The sequence below is a fragment of the Paracidovorax avenae ATCC 19860 genome (assembly GCF_000176855.2).
Classification (GTDB): Bacteria; Pseudomonadota; Gammaproteobacteria; order Burkholderiales; family Burkholderiaceae_C; genus Paracidovorax; species Paracidovorax avenae.
Map to the genome: position 1 here is coordinate 1,978,713 of NC_015138.1, position 14,863 is coordinate 1,993,575.

Annotated in this window: 14 protein-coding genes and 1 tRNA gene; 3 read left to right on the forward strand and 12 right to left on the reverse strand. The window is 67.9% G+C overall.

Annotation, left to right across the window (positions count from 1 at the left end):
- Positions 1 to 82: 82 nt before the first annotated feature.
- The 10 genes from ACAV_RS08795 to ACAV_RS08840 all read right to left on the reverse strand — a co-directional run bounded on the left by ACAV_RS08795 (position 83) and on the right by ACAV_RS08840 (position 10,773).
- Positions 83 to 1,243, reverse strand: coding sequence for a FecR family protein (locus tag ACAV_RS08795; RefSeq protein WP_081463123.1), 1,161 nt, complete (start codon positions 1,241 to 1,243; stop codon positions 83 to 85).
- Between the two features lie 67 nt (positions 1,244 to 1,310).
- Positions 1,311 to 1,829: a sigma-70 family RNA polymerase sigma factor gene (locus ACAV_RS08800; protein ID WP_013594217.1), complete on the reverse strand. Its 519-nt coding sequence runs from the start codon at positions 1,827 to 1,829 to the stop codon at positions 1,311 to 1,313.
- Positions 1,830 to 2,062: 233 nt separating this feature from the next.
- Positions 2,063 to 2,138: transfer RNA gene (locus ACAV_RS08805), tRNA-Thr, on the reverse strand.
- An 11-nt stretch (positions 2,139 to 2,149) separates the two neighbouring features.
- The gene (locus ACAV_RS08810; protein WP_013594218.1) at positions 2,150 to 3,157 is read right to left on the reverse strand and encodes a class 1 fructose-bisphosphatase; all 1,008 of its coding nucleotides are present in this window, start codon (positions 3,155 to 3,157) and stop codon (positions 2,150 to 2,152) included.
- 51 nt (positions 3,158 to 3,208) lie between these two features.
- On the reverse strand, positions 3,209 to 5,920 hold the full coding sequence (gene pepN / locus ACAV_RS08815) for an aminopeptidase N (protein ID WP_013594219.1): 2,712 nt from the start codon (positions 5,918 to 5,920) through the stop codon (positions 3,209 to 3,211).
- A gap of 60 nt (positions 5,921 to 5,980) precedes the next feature.
- Positions 5,981 to 6,574, reverse strand: a complete 594-nt coding sequence (locus ACAV_RS08820) for a DUF4276 family protein (protein WP_013594220.1) — start codon at positions 6,572 to 6,574, stop codon at positions 5,981 to 5,983.
- Positions 6,571 to 7,800 (reverse strand): AAA family ATPase, encoded by a 1,230-nt coding sequence (locus ACAV_RS08825; protein ID WP_013594221.1) that lies wholly within the window; start codon positions 7,798 to 7,800, stop codon positions 6,571 to 6,573. The genes ACAV_RS08820 and ACAV_RS08825 overlap by 4 nt, the downstream gene beginning before the upstream one ends.
- A 7-nt stretch (positions 7,801 to 7,807) precedes the next feature.
- Positions 7,808 to 8,912, reverse strand: a protein-coding gene (prfB, locus tag ACAV_RS08830) for a peptide chain release factor 2 (protein ID WP_013594222.1) whose coding sequence is annotated in 2 segments (ribosomal slippage) — positions 7,808 to 8,830 and positions 8,832 to 8,912 — 1,104 coding nt in all. Because the reading frame shifts where the segments join, the coding sequence is not laid out codon by codon here.
- Between the two features lie 123 nt (positions 8,913 to 9,035).
- Positions 9,036 to 9,962 (reverse strand): alpha/beta fold hydrolase, encoded by a 927-nt coding sequence (locus ACAV_RS08835; RefSeq protein WP_013594223.1) that lies wholly within the window; start codon positions 9,960 to 9,962, stop codon positions 9,036 to 9,038.
- Positions 9,963 to 10,023: 61 nt separating this feature from the next.
- The gene (locus ACAV_RS08840) at positions 10,024 to 10,773 is read right to left on the reverse strand and encodes a DNA-formamidopyrimidine glycosylase family protein (RefSeq protein ID WP_013594224.1); all 750 of its coding nucleotides are present in this window, start codon (positions 10,771 to 10,773) and stop codon (positions 10,024 to 10,026) included.
- 72 nt (positions 10,774 to 10,845) lie between these two features.
- On the opposite strand from ACAV_RS08840, the gene ACAV_RS08845 reads away from it, so the two are divergent.
- Genes ACAV_RS08845 through plsY form a run of 3 tightly spaced genes read left to right on the forward strand, consistent with a single transcriptional unit; the run spans position 10,846 to position 13,095 of the window.
- Positions 10,846 to 11,907, forward strand: coding sequence for an aldo/keto reductase (locus tag ACAV_RS08845; RefSeq protein ID WP_013594225.1), 1,062 nt, complete (start codon positions 10,846 to 10,848; stop codon positions 11,905 to 11,907).
- Positions 11,904 to 12,407: a Cys-tRNA(Pro) deacylase gene (ybaK, locus tag ACAV_RS08850; RefSeq protein WP_013594226.1), complete on the forward strand. Its 504-nt coding sequence runs from the start codon at positions 11,904 to 11,906 to the stop codon at positions 12,405 to 12,407. Before ACAV_RS08845 ends, ybaK begins: the two co-directional genes overlap by 4 nt.
- Before the next feature lie 55 nt (positions 12,408 to 12,462).
- Positions 12,463 to 13,095 (forward strand): glycerol-3-phosphate 1-O-acyltransferase PlsY, encoded by a 633-nt coding sequence (gene plsY / locus ACAV_RS08855; protein WP_013594227.1) that lies wholly within the window; start codon positions 12,463 to 12,465, stop codon positions 13,093 to 13,095.
- On the opposite strand, the gene ACAV_RS08860 is transcribed toward plsY, so the two are convergent.
- Both ACAV_RS08860 and ACAV_RS08865 read right to left on the reverse strand, forming a co-directional pair.
- Positions 13,096 to 14,145 (reverse strand): HD-GYP domain-containing protein, encoded by a 1,050-nt coding sequence (locus ACAV_RS08860; protein ID WP_013594228.1) that lies wholly within the window; start codon positions 14,143 to 14,145, stop codon positions 13,096 to 13,098. It lies immediately after the preceding gene.
- 14 nt (positions 14,146 to 14,159) lie between these two features.
- The gene (locus ACAV_RS08865; protein WP_041829088.1) at positions 14,160 to 14,804 is read right to left on the reverse strand and encodes a retropepsin-like aspartic protease family protein; all 645 of its coding nucleotides are present in this window, start codon (positions 14,802 to 14,804) and stop codon (positions 14,160 to 14,162) included.
- Between the last annotated feature and the right edge of the window lie 59 nt (positions 14,805 to 14,863).

A 14,863-nucleotide genomic window follows, 5' to 3' on the forward strand; every position in this document is an offset into this window, starting at 1 on the left:
GCTCCGCGCACCTTTCTCCCCCATGTAGACGCGCGAGCCTGGCAAACCCGCACGTGCCCGGAGAAATTTCCTGAAAAGAAAATCAGCGCGCCACGATTTCCGTGGTGCTCCCCCGTTGCACCAGCCGCACGGGCAGCAGGTGGGGAAGGAATTCGGCAAATCGCTGGTGCTGCCGCAGGCCGTAGCTGCCGCTCACCGGCAGGCGGGCCACGGCGGGATCGCGCACCACCAGGCCGGTGGGGCCGTAGCGCTCGAATTCCGCCAGCGCCTGGGCCAGCGGCGTGCGGTCGAAGCTGACGCGGCCGCTGCGCCACTGGGCGACGGAAGCGGGGGCGACGGAGGTCACGGTGCCGATGTCCGTCTCCTTGTTGCCGCGGGCCGGCCCTTCCAGCATCTGACCGCCCGACAGTTCCACCGCCGGTGACGCACTGCCCTGGGACGGGTCCGCCGGGCTGGCCGGGACCGTGTGGCGCTCCACGCGCACATGGCCTTCTTCGACCGCGACGACCGTGCGCCCGGCATCGATGCCCGATGCCGTATGCCTCACCGAAAACCGCGTGCCCAGCACCGTGATGCGCAGGTCCCCGGCAAGTACGTGAAATGGCCGCGCAGGGTCGGGGTGTACCGAAAACATGGCTTCGCCGTCGCCGAGCTCCACCTCGCGCCGGTTGCGATAGAGGCGTGCCTGGATGCGGGTGGCCGTGTCCAGTTGCACGGTACTGCCCGCGACCGCATCGTCCGGCAGCGTCGCGACTATCTGCTGCCCGCGTTGCGAAGCATAGGCCTGAACGAACGTGGGCTGCATCCACCAATGGACCCCTCCTGCGCCCACCACGAACGCCACGCCCAGGGCCACGGCTGCATGGGGCAGGAAATGCCGGACCTGCACTCCCCGGAGCGACAGGCGCCAACGGCGTGGCGTACTCGTGCGTGCCTGCCGGATGGGCGCCGCGCGGTCCGGAAGCCCGGCGCGCAATCTGGACGCATCCTCCACCGCGATCTGCCGCACCTCCTGCAGCGTCCGGGCCATGACATCGAGCGCTGCGGCGTGCCTGGGATCCGCTGCCAGCCAGTCCTGGAGTTCGGCGTGGCCGTGGGCGTCCAGTCCGCCGTGCTGCCTGACCGCCCAGGTCGCCGCTTCCTGCTCCATCGTCATCTCGCCAGCCGTCTCCCCGCCATGCGCATCCTCCCCTCCGGGCAGGGCGCCAGGATCGTTTTCTGGAAGGGAAGGAGGAAGAGGCATGCGCGAAGAAACCGGGACTATAGATGGATGCGGGCCGCCGTCGGCGCTCGCCACGTCGTGCGGGGCGCTAGTGCCTCTGCGCAGGTGCGTGCGGATGCCCGTCGCTCGCCTGCGCATGGCGTCGGCAGGCCAACGTGCCTCGTACCACGTGTTTTTCGACCATGCTGACGGAAATGCCCATCCGCTGCGCGATTTCGGCCTGGGGAAGTCCGTCGATGATGTGCAGCACGAAAGCTTCGCGGCAGCGTGGCGGCAGGTTCTCGATCACCTGCACGTAGGCTCCCACGGTCTGCCGGCTGGCCAGGGCCTCTTCGGGCTGCAGGTACCGTGGTGCCGGCGGATCTCCGGCCTCGGCCACCGTGTCCAGGCTTTCGTGGTGCCGTACCTGCGCGCGGCGGTGCTGGTCGATGACCAGGTTGCGGGCCGTGCGGTAGAGCAGGGCACGCCCGTCCAGCACGGGAGGCCCTGCATGCTGGGCTGCGAGGACACGTGCATAGCTCTCCTGGGCCAGATCGGCTGCTGTGTCCCGGTCATTCACCTGGCGGTGAAGGAAGTTCAGCAGTTCGCGGTAGAAGCGCTCGAGCATGGCGGGAAACGGCGTGGCGGCGACGGGTACAGCCCCGGCATGCGATGGCGGCAGGAACTACGCGGGCTAAATGGGAATCATTCTATGGCACTGGCGTGCAGAGGCCGGAGTGACGGAGACCGAGGCATGGAATCGGTCGCGGGAGGGCGGCTTGTCTTGGCAGCGCGGAACAGGTGGGCTTGCACGCGTGCAAGAAAAAACCCCTGACTCTTGCGAATCAGGGGTTTTTTGTTTGGTGCCGGAGAGATGAATCGAACACCCGACCTTCTCATTACGAATGAGCTGCTCTACCGACTGAGCTACACCGGCGAAGAATTGAATTATATACCGGAATGGTAGCGTGTCACGCGTTCCACTTCATTTTTCGATCCGAGGATCACGCTGACGCGTTCGTGCAACTGCTTCGGCTGGATGTCCAGGATGCGTTCCTTGCCGTTGGTCGCCGCACCGCCGGCCTGCTCGATCAGCCAGGACATCGGGTTGGCCTCGTACATCAGGCGCAGCTTGCCCGGCTTGTTCGGCTCGCGCTTGTCCCAGGGGTAGAGGAAGATGCCGCCGCGCGTGAGGATGCGGTGCACGTCCGCCACCATGCTGGCGATCCAGCGCATGTTGAAGTCCTTCTCGCGCGGGCCTTCCGTGCCGGCCAGGCATTCGTCGATGTAGCGCTTCACCGGGGCGTCCCAGTGGCGCATGTTGCTCATGTTGATCGCGAATTCCTTCGTGTCGGCAGGAATCTTCACGTTCTCTTCCACCAGCACGAACGAGCCTTGCTCGCGGTCGAGCGTGAACATGGCCACGCCGTCGCCCACCGTGAGCACCAGCGTGGTCTGCGGGCCGTAGATGCAGTAGCCGGCAGCCACCTGGCTGGAGCCGGCCTGCAGGAAGTCCTCGGTGGTCACGCCGGGGTGGCCCTCGGGCTTCTTCAGCACGCTGAAGATGGTGCCGATGCTCACGTTCACGTCGATGTTGGAGGAGCCGTCCAGGGGATCGAACAGCAGCAGGTACTCGCCCTGCGGGTAGCGGTTGGGCACCACGTAGATGCTGTCCATCTCTTCCGACGCCATGGCGGCCAGGTGGCCGCCCCATTCGTTGGCTTCGATGAGCACTTCGTTGGCGATGATGTCCAGCTTCTTCTGGATTTCGCCCTGCACGTTCTCGCTGGAGGCCGAGCCCAGCACGCCGCCGAGGGCGCCCTTGTTCACGGCGTGGCTGATGTGCTTGCAGGCGCGGGCCACCACCTCCAGCAGCAGGCGCAGCTGCGAGGGGATGAGGCCATCGACGCGCTGCTGCTCGACGAGGTAGCGGGTGAGGCTGATGCGTTGTGCCATGTTCGGTGGATCTTTCGGTTGTTTTTTCGAAGGAGCGTCCGGCCTGCCGGATCAGTCTGCGAGCGCGCGGCCGACCACTTCGCGCACGTCGTTGGACAGGTCGGGTTTGGCGGCCACGCGCGCGATGGCGTCGCGCGCGGCCGTCCGGTAGGGCTCGGCGAGCTTGCTCCAGCGGTCGAGGGCGCGCGCGAGGCGGGCTGCCACCTGCGGGTTCAGCGTGTCGAGCTCGATCACGCGGTCCGCCCAGAAGGCGTAGCCGGCGGCATCCTGGCGATGGAAGGCCCCGGGGTTGGCGCTGCAATAGCTGAAGATCAGGCTGCGCGCGCGGTTCGGGTTCTTGAGGCTGAAGTCCGGGTGCTTCATCAGCTCCTTCACGGCAGGCAGCACGTCGCCGCCGCGGTCCGGCGCGCCGGCCTGCAGCGCGAACCACTTGTCCAGCACCAGCGCTTCGTCCTTGAACATCGCGTGGAAGCGCGCCAGGGCCTGCGCGGCGAGCGGCTGGCCGCTGGCCACCAGGGCGGCCAATGCGTTGAAGCGGTCGGTCATGTTGCCCGCGTCCTTGAATCGCTGGTAGGCCCGGCCCGGCCAGACGGTGTCGCCCGTGCGGCGCGCCGCCAGGCACAGCATCGACAGCGCCATGCCGGCCAGCGCGCGGCGGCCGGAGGATGTGGCGTCCGGCCGGTATCCGCCGGTGTCGTGGTGCTGATCCCAGGTCCATTCCCAGTCGGGCTGCAGGGCGACGGCGAGCTGCTGGCGCATGGCCTCGCGCACGGCGTGCACGCGCTGCGGATCGACCACGTCGAGCTGCTCGGCGATGTAGCCTTCGGAGGGCAGGGCGAGGACCAGTTCCTTGAAGGCGGCGTCCAGCGCGGGATGGCGCAGCACGTCGCGCATCGCAGCGACGAAGCTCGCCGGCAGCAGTTCACGTTGCAGCACGCCATCGGCGGGTACATCCAGCGACGCGTCGCCGATGGCCTGGATGGCGATGCGCAGCGCCAGGCGCTGGCCGGCCTCCCAGCGGTTGAACGGATCGGTGTCGTGTGCGAGCAGGGCGAGCAATTGCGCGTCGGTGGCCTCGATGTCCAGCAGCACCGGGGCGCTGAAGCCGCGCAGCAGCGACGGGACCGGCTCCGACGGCACGTTCACGAACGTGTAGGTGTGGGCCGCCTCGGTGAGCACCACGGTGCGGTCCGGGGCGCCGGCCTCGGCCTCGCCTTCGAGCTGCAGGGGCAGGGCGACGCCGTCGGCGCCGAGCAGTCCCAGCGCCACGGGGATCACCATCGGCTCCTTCACCGGCTGGCCGGGCGTGGGGGCGATGCTCTGCTCGAGCGTGAGCGTGTAGGTGCGGGCGCCGGCGTCGTAGGCGCCGCGGGCGCGCACGCGCGGCGTGCCGGCCTGGGCGTACCAGCGCTTGAACTGCGGCAGCAGGCGGGCCAGCTCGCTGCCCGGGTTGGCGTCGGCGATGGCCTGCGCGAAATCGTCGCAGGTCACGGCCTGGCCGTCGTGGCGCTCGAAGTAGAGCTTCATGCCCGCGGCGAAACCGTCACGGCCGACCAGCGTGTGCATCATGCGCACGACCTCGGCCCCCTTCTCGTAGATGGTGACGGTGTAGAAGTTGTTGATCTCGACGTAGCTGTCCGGGCGCACGGGGTGTGCCATCGGGCCGGCGTCCTCGGGGAACTGCACGGTGCGCAGCACGCGCACGTCCTCGATGCGCTTGACGGCGCGCGCCGAGGGGCTGCCCGAGAGGTCCTGGCTGAATTCCTGGTCTCGGAAGACCGTGAGGCCTTCCTTCAGCGACAGCTGGAACCAGTCGCGGCAGGTAACGCGGTTGCCGGTCCAGTTGTGGAAATACTCGTGGCCCACCACCGATTCGATGTTCGCGAAATCGGCGTCGGTGGCCGTGGCCTGGCTCGCCAGCACGTACTTCGTGTTGAAGATGTTCAGGCCCTTGTTCTCCATCGCGCCCATGTTGAAGTCGCTGGTGGCGACGATCATGAAGCGTTCGAGATCGAGCGGCAGGCCGAAGCGCGCCTCGTCCCAGGCGATGCTGGCCATGAGCGAATTCATCGCGTGCTCGGTCTTCTCCAGGTCGCCCGGGCGCACGAAGATCTGCAGCAGGTGGTCGTTGCCGGAGCGTGCGCGGATGCGCTGCTCGCGCGCCACCAGCTTGCCCGCGACCAGCGCGAACAGGTAGCAGGGCTTCTTGTGCGGATCGACCCACTTGGCGAAGTGCCGGCCATCGTCCAGCCCGCCCTGGTCCACCAGGTTGCCGTTGGACAGCAGCACCGGGTACTCGGCCTTGTCGGCGCGCAGCGTGACGGTGTAGCTCGCCATCACGTCCGGGCGGTCGAGGAAGTAGGTGATGCGGCGGAAGCCCTCGGCCTCGCACTGCGTGAAGAACGTGCCCTGGCTCACGTAGAGCCCCGACAGCTGCGTGTTCTTGGCGGGGCAGCAGGTGGTGAAGATCTCCAGATCGAAGGGCTCTTCGCCTTCGGGGAGGTTCTCCAGCACCAGATGGGCGCCTTCGAGCTTGAAGGACGTGCCCGCCCCGTTGACCAGCACCCGCGCGAGGTTCAGATCCTCGCCGTCCAGGCGCAGGGGGCCCGGCGGCACGTCGGCGTTGCGGCGCACGCGCAGGCGGCTGAGCACGCGGGTCTTGGCGGGGTCCAGGTCGAACGTGAGGTCCACGCTGTCGATCCAGAACGCGGGGGCGATGTAGTCGGCACGGTGGATGGCCGTGGCGGGTTGTCCTTCACGCATGGGGCGTAGTCTCCAAATAGGGCACGAGCCGTTTCACGGCAAGCGTGCGGGAAGTAAGGGTCATTGGACGAGATTCAGTACTGCGCGGTCGAGGCGCTGGAAGCTCGGCGAATGCTGCGCGAGGTGCGTCAGGTTCAGCTGGGACGCTATTTTTGCCTGATGCGTGGTGGGTTTGTAGGCCATGCCCTTGGGTTGGGCGGCGGAAAGCCAGCCTTTGGCGTCTCTTACACCCTCAGGATCGGTCGGGAAGGCGGCCTCGGACGAGATGGCCGGCAGGGCCAGGCGTGTGGTCGCCTCATCGCACAGGAACAGCGATTCGAACTCCTTGACGATAAAACAGGCCTCGAAAGGATGATCAGCTCGGATGTCATGCGCCATGGCCTTGAGGTTCCGCTCTTCATGCTCCGCGTCGATGCACCACTCGCAATCGAAATCCAGAACGCACAGCACGGCCGCATCTTCCAGAATGGCTGCTTCGAAAAACCGGGCGAAATTGGCCTTCACCCTGGGCAGTTCGCCCCGGCGCTGCGGTTTCAATACCTGTACGTCATAACGTCCATGGTGTTCAAGGATGCGCCGCAGCAGTACGGGGACTGCGCGCTCGTCGCCTTCGCCTTCCACGATGGGCAGCAGCCTTTGGCGGATCGCGGTCATGGAGCTTCTTCCGGCTGAAGGCCTTCAGCCGCCATGAACTCGCCCAGCGTCATGAGGCCGCGTTGTACGGCCTCCCGCTGCGACGCCTTGATAGGGGCGATGTGCGTGACGCCGTCTTGCATGGTGACGATGCGGATGTTGTCTGGTTCAAAATGCTCAATCAATTGCGGACTGTGTGTGGTGACGACGATCTGCGTCAGTTCCGCCACCTCCTTGAAGGCTTCGGCGAGCATGGAAAGAACAGCCGGATGCACAGTCTGCTCGGGTTCCTCTATCACGATCAGTGAGGGCGTGGGCGCCTGATAAAGCGAGAGCAGGATGCCAAAGACTCGCAGCGTGCCGTCGGAGAGCTGAGCCGGATCGAATTGCCGCTCCGTTTCCCCGTTCTTGCCGAAGCGAAAAAAGGGGATGAGGTAGCTACCCACGGGCGTGACCGCCACATCCCTGAAATCGGGCAGCACTACGCGCATCATTTCGTAGATGCGCTCCAGCATCTGGCGACCTTCTTCCGTGCGTTGTGCGGATCGGATGACGGAGACCCAGTTGCTGCCGTCTTCGCGCAGGCTCGTGTCTGCGTGCAGAGTGGTGACTTGCCGCAGGATGTTGGGATAGAGCGAGGAAAATCTCCAGCGCAGGATGTGCCGCTCCAGCGGCTTTCCCAACTCATCGAGGCCGAACATCCTGGTCTCTTCCAGCAGGGCGCCTAGCGCCAAGCGCTGCTGATCTTCGATTGTGATGGGGGTATTGGGGGAGATGTTCTTCCTCAGGATCTGTCCCGCCCCATCCCGGGTGAAACCAAGTTCGTACACTTCCCAGTCCCATACCTGCTGCGAATCGTCCTGCGGGAAGAGTTCTTCGTGGTGGTAGGTTGCATCCTCGCTGGCCACACGGTAGTTACCATCGGCGGCGCTGTCGATTTTCAGTACATAGTGCGCGTGCCGATTCGCGTTCTTCCTGAAAGACTGCGTGGCATGGATACCAATTTCCACCAAACCGGGTATGTCCGCTTCTCCGCTGTGCTGTCGCAGGCGACCAATGCCGCCGCGCGCTGCGACAGCATGGTCCAATCCGTCGCGCACGGCATCGCGCAGGAACTCCAGCGTGCGCACGAAGTTGGTCTTGCCCGTCGCGTTTGGCCCCACGAGCACCGTCACGCCAGGAGACAGGGCTACGCCCACGTCTTCCAGACTGAAACAATGGCGTGCCTCCACGCGAGTCAACTTCATGCTGGCCTCAAACGCCCTGCTTGAGGGAGGCTTCGATGAACACGTCGAGGTCGCCGTCCAGCACCTTCTGGGTGGCGGAGACTTCGACGTTGGTGCGCAGGTCCTTGATGCGGCTGTTGTCGAGCACGTAGCTGCGGATCTGGTGGCCCCAGCCCACGTCGGTCTTCGTGTCTTCCAGCTTCTGCTGCTCTTCCATGCGCTTGCGCATCTCGAAGTCGTAGAGGCGCGAGCGCAGGCGCTGCCAGGCAACATCGCGGTTGCTGTGCTGGCTGCGGCCGTCCTGGCACTGCACGACGATGCCGGTCGGGATGTGCGTGAGGCGCACGGCCGAATCGGTCTTGTTGATGTGCTGCCCGCCCGCGCCCGATGCGCGGAAGGTGTCGGTGCGCACGTCGGCCGGGTTGATGTTGATCTCGATCGAGTCGTCGATCTCGGGATAGACGAAGAGCGATGCGAAGCTCGTGTGGCGGCCGCCGGACGAATCGAACGGGCTCTTGCGCACGAGGCGGTGCACGCCGGTCTCGGTGCGCAGCAGGCCGTAGGCGTACTCGCCCTCGATCTTGATTGTGGCGCTCTTGATGCCGGCGACGTCGCCCGGTGTCTCGTCTTCCACCGTCGCCTTGAAGCCCTTGCGCTCGGCGTACTTGAGGTACTGGCGCAGCAGCATGCCGGCCCAGTCGCAGGCCTCGGTGCCGCCGGCGCCGGCCTGGATATCGACGAAGCAGTTCAGCGGATCGGCCTCGTTGCTGAACATGCGGCGGAATTCCAGCTCCTCGATGAGCGGGCGCAGCTTGGCCGTTTCGGCCTCGATGGTGAGCAGGCCGGCCTCGTCGCCTTCTTCCTTGCTCATCTCATAGAGCTCGGCGTTGTCCGCAAGCTCGCGTGTGAGCTTGTCGAGCGTGACCACGACGGCGGAGAGGGACTTCTGTTCCTTGCCCAGTTCCTGGGCCTTCTTCGGGTCGTTCCAGACGGACGGGTCTTCCAGCGAGGCGTTTACCGTGCGCAGGCGTTCGAACTTGGCATCGAAGTCAAAGATACCTCCGTAACTCTTGCGTGCGCTGCGAGAGGTCTTCGAGGGTGGTGCCGATGAGGTTGATGCGTTCTGCGTCCATGGTGCTGTCCTGTCTTGCGGTTCGTTGGTGTAACCGGCGATTTTCTCATGGGCGCGGGGCCGGGCCTCCAATGTCCCTTCGCACTCCCTCGCCGCGCATCGCGGGGCAGGGCAGGGTTGGGCGTCAGGCCTGCAGGAAGTCCTCGATGAGCCGCGCCACCACGGCCGGCTGGTCGTGGTGCAGCATGTGGCCGGCATCCTGCACCACCGCGGTGCGGCAGTCGCGCACGTGCTCCAGCCGCCGGTGGTATTCCTCGAGCGAATAGCGGCCCTTCCACCACTGGCCCATGCTGTCGTCGCTCGCCTCCACCGCCAGGACGGGGGCGGAGATGCCGGCATACAGGGCCAGGGCTTCTTCCACCCGGTAGAGCAGGGGGTTGACGACCTTGTGGGCGGCATCGCCCAGGATGCGCCACCCGCCGGCGCCGTCCGGCTCCGCCCACTCGCGCGCCAGCCATTGCGCCTGGTCGCGGCCGAGACGCGGATTGGTCTTCATGAGGCGGCCCGCGACGGCCTCTGCGCTCTCGTAGCGCTTGAGCTCCATGCCGCCGGCCTCCAGCGTGCGCAGTTCGTCCAGCCATTGGGCGTAGCGCGCGGGCGCCTGCGCGGGCTCGGTAGCGGGCAGGCCGAAGCCTTCCAGGTTGACCAGGCGCCGGATGCGGCCGGGCCGCACGCCGGCATAGGCCATCGCCACGTTGCCGCCCATGCTGTGGCCGACGAGGTCCACCGGGCCGTCGGGCGCATAGTGGTCCAGCAGCCGGTCCAGGTCGGCGAGGTAATCGGCGAAGGCGTAGTGGTCGCATCGTCCGGGCGGCATGCTATGCCCGAAGCCGCGCCAGTCGGGCGCGATGATGCGCCGCGCGCTCGCGAATTCCGCGCCGAAGGCATCGACCACGAACTGGTAGGACGCGCCCACGTCCATCCAGCCGTGCACCATCACCAGCGGCGGCGCCGTCGCCGCGGTATCTGCAGCCTCCCACAGCCGGACGTGGTACTGGAGGGTGCGGATGGGCAACCGTTCGCTGCGCGAGGTTCGGAGGGGCTGGTACATGCCCGGATTATTGGCATGCCGGGCGGGCGCGGCAGTCAAGGCTGGGACAAGGCGCGGCACCCTAAGTCGGGCCGAACAGTTCCTGGCAGCGTTCGCAGTAGTAGGCGATGCGCGCGGTGCGCCCCAGCTTGCGCTTTTCGAAGGGTATGTGGCAGCGCGGGCATTCGGACTGGCGGTGGGCCAGCCAGTGGCGCCGCAGCACGCCCTGGCGCTTCCACTCCAGGAACTCGAACGCATAGTCCCGCGCCTGCGCCACGAGCTCGCGCAGGCGCGCGGCGGGCAGGGCGCCCACGGGCGAGCACGGATGCACGCGGATGCGGAAGAGCACCTCGTTCTTGATGATGTTGCCCACGCCCGCGAACACGTCCTGGTCGAGCAGCGCGTCGCAGGCGAGAAGCTCGGGACGGGCCCGCAGGCGCCTGCGGGCGAGCGCCGGGTCCCAGGCGTCGGACATGACGTCCGCGCGCCAGTCGTAGGCATCGTCCAGCGGCCCCTCGACCGGCCGGACCGAGCACGCATAGAAGTCGATCGCATGCCCGCCCTCGAATCCCAGGCTGAGCCGGGCGGGAGTGTCCTTTGGATCATCGATGCGGAAGGAGCCGAAGAGCAGGAAATGCACGCGCACCGTGCAGCCGCTGTCCAGCTCGAGCAGGAAGTGCTTGCCCCAGGTGCGCACGGAGACGACGCGGCGCCCGGTCAGGGCCGCCATATCGATAGCGGTGGTGTTGCCCGACGCCCGCTCGATCCTGCGGCCCTCGGCGAGCGGGCGGGCGGCTTCCTTGAGCAGGACGAGGGACGGGCCTTCGGGCATGGGGCGGTCTGCGGCGTTCGTGAAAATCCATTATTCTCCCCAGCCACTTTCGCAGCTTGTAGGCCTTATTCCATGCAAAAAGTCACGTTGGGCGCGAGCGCGCTCCAGGTCTCCCCGATCTGCCTCGGGACCATGACCTTCGGCGAGCAGGTGGGCGAAGCCGACGCCCATGCCATCCTCGACCGCTCGCTGGCGGCCGGCATCGACTTCATCGACACGGCCGAGATGTACGCCGTGCCGGCGCGCGCCGAAACCTACGGCGCCACCGAGTCCATCATCGGCCGCTGGTTCGCGAAGAACCCGGGCGCCCGCGGCAAGGTCGTGCTCGCCACCAAGGTGGCCGGCCCTTCGCGCGGCATGCCCTGGGTGCGCGAGGGCAAGGGGATGACGGCGGCCGACATCCAGGCCTCCTGCGAGGGCAGCCTGCGCCGCCTGCAGACCGACGTGATCGATCTCTACCAGATCCACTGGCCCGAGCGCCACGTGCCCGCCTTCGGCACCCTGTACTACGACCCGCAGAAGGAAACCTCCACGACGCCCATCCGCGAGCAGCTCGAAGCCCTCGCGAAGCTGGTGCAGGCCGGCAAGGTGCGCTATGTGGGCCTGTCCAACGAGACGCCTTATGGCGTGCACGAATTCGTGCGGCTGGCCGAGGAGCACGGCCTGCCGCGCGTGGCGACGGTGCAGAACCCGTACTGCCTGATCAACCGCACCTGGGACAACGCGATGGACGAAACCTGCCATCGCCTGGGCGTGTCGCTGCTGGCCTATTCGCCGCTGGGCTTCGGCCTGCTGACCGGCAAGTACGACCAGCACGCGCCGACCGACCCGGGCGCACCGCAGGGCGCGCGCATCGCCCGCTACGAGTCGGTGCGCAAGCAGCGATGGGGCCGGCCCGAAGCGCTGGCCGCCGCGCGCCGCTACAACCAGCTCGCCCGCGACAACGGCCTGACGCCCACGCAGATGGCGCTGGCCTTCTGCTACCGCAACTGGCGGGTGGCCAGCACCATCATCGGCGTGACTTCCCTGGCCCAGCTGGAGGAGGACATCGCCGCCTGGAACACGCAGCTTTCGCCCGAACTGCTGGCGGCCATCGACGCGATCCGCTGGGACATCCGGGACCCGGCGCTGTGAGCCGCAAGGACCGGGCCGGCGCCCACGTCAGCGAAACGCCGGCCACGCAGTTCCTGCGCCGCCACGGGGTGGCGTTCACCGAGCATCCCTACGAATACGTGGAGCATGGGGGCACGGCCGAGTCGGCGCGGCAACTGGGGCTGGACGAGCACATGGTCGTCAAGACGCTGGTGATGCAGGACCAGGATGCCCGCCCGCTGATCGTGCTCATGCACGGCGACCGCAAGGTCTCCACCAAGAACCTGGCCCGCCAGATCGGCGCCAAGTCGGTGGAGCCTTGCAAGCCCGAGGTGGCGAACCGCCACAGCGGCTACCTCGTCGGCGGCACCTCGCCCTTCGGCACGCGGCGCGAGATGCCGGTGTACGTGGAGGAGACCATCCTGGCGCTCCCGCGCATCGCGATCAACGGCGGGCGCCGGGGCTTCCTGGTGCAGCTCGATCCCGCGGTCTGCGTGCAGGCCCTGGGCGCCCGGGCCGTGCAGTGCGCGCTGGCAGAATAGCCGGCCCGTGCGCGGCGGCCGACGCCGCGCTCCGCTCCACCACAAGGACACGATCTTGACCGCCGTCTATTCCCTCCTGGCCACGCTCGCCGCCTACCTGCTGGGTTCGCTCTCCTTCGCCGTCATCGTGAGCCGCGCGATGGGGCTCAGTGATCCGCGCACCTACGGAAGCAAGAACCCGGGCGCCACCAACGTGCTGCGCTCGGGCAGCAAGGCGGCCGCGGTGGTGACGCTGCTGTTCGACGCACTCAAGGGGTGGCTGCCGGTGGTGCTGGCCCAGGCGTTCGGCCCGCGCTACGGGCTGGGGGACGGCACGGTCGCGCTCGTGGGGCTGGCCGCCTTCCTCGGCCATCTCTGGCCGGTGTTCTTCCGCTTCGAGGGGGGCAAGGGCGTCGCCACGGCCCTGGGCGTGCTGATGGGCGTGAGCGTCTGGCTGGGCCTGGCCACGCTGCTCACCTGGATCATCATCGCGTTCTTCTTCCGCTATTCGTCCCTGGCCTCGCTGGTCGCGGCGGTCTTCGCGCCGCTCTACTACGTGCTCGGCGGCGGCGTGGCCTGGTATGCCGAGCCACCGGTGGGCGTGGCCATCACCGCCATGTCGGCACTGCTCGTCTGGCGCCACCGCGAGAACATCCGCCGCCTTGTCGCCGGCACCGAATCGCGCCTGGGCAGCAAGGGCAAGTCCTGATCAGCGGGGGGCGCCGGGCGCGCCCACCAGGCCGGCGATGCCCCGGTACTGGCGGGCGGCATAGAGGCCCAGGCGCACCAGCAGGCGGTGGTCCAGTTCCACCTGCACGGCCGAGCGTGCCAGCGCCGACTGGATGCGCGGGCGCCCGGTGGCCGTCTGGTGCAGCGCGGGCTGGCGCCTCTGCTCCCCCTCGCGGTCTATCACGCTGGCCACCAGCGGTGAATTGATCTTCTCGCTGCGGCGCAGCACCAGCGCGGTCTCGCCATTGTCCAGCCGCACGAACGTGCCCGGCGGGCACAGCCCGACCGAGCGCACCAGCGCATACGTGACCTCGTCGCGGCGCTCGTCGTCGTGGCCCACGATGGCGCGCACCGAATCCGTGGCACTGCGCCCCGCCCGGGACTTGCGGGGGCTGATCATGGCCGCGTAGCGGTCGATCGTGCCCAGGATGCGGGTGAGCCGCCGCGCCGCCGGCAGGGTGGCGAGCGCGCGCACATCGCCCTCGGCGAGCGGCGCATGGTGGTGGCCCACCACTTCGAGCCACAGCGCGTCGCCGACGCCCAACTGCTCCAGCAGGATCCGGCTGTGCCGGGGGTGTTCGTCGATGGCTTTCTGCTGGGTGGACGAAGGGCGCTCCCGCTGGTTGGCCAGTTCGTCCTGCAGGGCCGTCATGCCGATGTTCATCGTCATCGCCGCGCGCACCAGGCTGTCGCGTTCGGCGGGCGGCAGCTGCAGCTCGTGCGCGAGGATGTGGCAGAGCGTGCCGCACACCAGCGCGTGCGAGGCGCTGTAGCCCACGCTGGACGTGGCCGCGAGCTGGAACATCAGGTACAGCGCCGCGTCCGTGTCGTGCGCGACGAGGTCCTGCAGCCAGGCGTCGCACTGGCGCATCTTGGCGGGGAAGCCCACCACGCTGCCGGGCCGGGAGAGCAGGACGGACAGCGCCGATTCCAGGTCGGACCACAGGCCGAGCAGGTCTTCGTATTCGCTGTCGGGGCCCTCCGCATGGAGCGCCGCGGGGCGGGATGACGAGGGCGGGGGGAAGGGCATCGCGTCGACAGGCCCTAGTGCCGCTTTTCCAGCACCAGCCGGTCACCCGACCGGTTCATCTGGAATTCGTTGAGGGCGCTGTTGCCCAGCAGTACATAGGGCATGCCCTGCGGCGTGACGATGGCGTCCACGCCGAACAGCTCCACGTCGCCCAGCCGGAGGGAGTCGAGCCGCAGGCGCCAGCCGCGGGCCGTGCCGTTGGCGGTGCCTACCGTCACGGGCTGGCCGCTGCGGTAGTCCAGGCCCAGGCGATCGGCATCGGGCTGGCCGATGGCCACCATGCTCGCGCCCGTGTCCACGAGGTATTGCATGCTGCGGCCGTTGACCGTGCCGGTGCCCGAGAAATGCCCGCGGCCGTCGGCGATGAGCACCACGGTGCGCCCCGTGCCCGCGCCCCGGCTGCCCACGCTCACCGGCGCCTCGCCCAGCCGCACGGTGCGGCGTCCAGCGGAGGTTTCCAGCACGGCATCGTCGGGGCCGACGGACACCACCTTCACGCCGCCGAGCGATTCCCCCGCGGCCAGCGCGCGGGGCGCGCCGCCATCGACCACCAGCAGCGCCTTGGCGCCCAGGATGCCCGTGAGCGCGATCGACTGGGATGCCGCCGGAAGCGGCGCGAGCCATGCCAGCGCACAGGCGGCGCACGCCGCCCGCACCATGCGCGGCGCCAGGGCCTGGGTCTGGGTCTGGGTCTGGGCGTCGGGAAGGGGGGGCATGG